This is a genomic window from Segetibacter aerophilus (assembly GCF_007991655.1).
Lineage (GTDB): Bacteria > Bacteroidota > Bacteroidia > Chitinophagales > Chitinophagaceae > Segetibacter > Segetibacter aerophilus.
The window spans coordinates 1-1,105 of record NZ_BJYT01000073.1 but is presented as its reverse complement, the minus strand read 5'-3'; the positions used below and the strand labels follow the sequence as shown (position 1 = coordinate 1,105).

Sequence of the window (1,105 nt, the reverse complement as noted above, 5' to 3'; positions counted from 1 at the left end):
ACCATCTACCTCTAATCATACAGTTACGACTAATGCGCCTGTAACAGTGCCGGTGTTTGCAAAAGGAGCAAGCTCTGTTATTTGCCAGGCACCAGGAGCAGTTACTTATACAGCATCTGCATCCAATACCACCGGTATTACTTACAGCCTTGATGGTGCAAGTATCACAGGTGGTAACAGCATTAATGCAACTACAGGTGTTGTAACGTTTGCAGCTGGCTGGAGCGGAACATCAATAATTACAGCAAGTGCTGCAGGATGTTATGGACCACAGACAGCAACCCATACAGTTACAATCACCCCGACAGTAGGTATACCTGTTTTTGCAATGGGAGCAACATCAACCATCTGCCAGGCACCAGGAGTTATAAACTATAGTGCAACTGCTACCACAACTACAGGTATCACTTATACTTTAAATGCAGCCAGCATTGCTGGTGGCAATACGATAGATGCAAATACGGGTGATGTAACTTATTCACCCACCTGGAGTGGAACAACGATTATCACGGCAAGTGCTGCAGGTTGTAACGGACCAAAGACTGCTACACATACAGTAACGATAACACCAACCGTGGGTACACCCGTATTTGCAAAAGGACTTACCTCAACCATTTGCCAGGCATCAGCGCCGATTACTTATACAGCCACAGCTACCACCAATACCGGTATCACCTATACATTAGATGCTGCAAGTCTTGCAGCAGGTAACACCATTATGGCTACTACAGGTGTAGTAACCTATGCTGCGTCATGGACAGGGAATTCAGTTATCACGGCAACAGCTACAGGTTGTAACGGACCTTCAACAGCCAGTCATACAGTTACGATTACGCCAACAGTAGGTGTCCCTGTATTTGATATTGCCGCTACATCAGTAAGATGCCAGGGAGCAGGAGTAGTGAATTACAATGCAACAGCAACGAATACTACGGGTATCACTTATACATTAGACGGGGCCAGCAGAACAGGAGGCAACAGTATTAATGCTGCTACAGGAGATGTAACGTATGTAGCAGGCTGGAGCGGAACATCAATCATAACCGCAAGTGCTGCAGGATGTAACGGACCAAAGACAGCTACACACACAGTAACGATTACAGCT

1 protein-coding gene is annotated in these 1,105 nt (G+C 46.2%); it reads left to right on the top strand.

The genetic code is table 11. The features are described from left to right. A partial coding sequence (locus SAE01_RS24670) for a hypothetical protein (RefSeq protein ID WP_170234270.1) occupies positions 1 to 1,105 on the top strand: 1,105 nt, incomplete at both ends.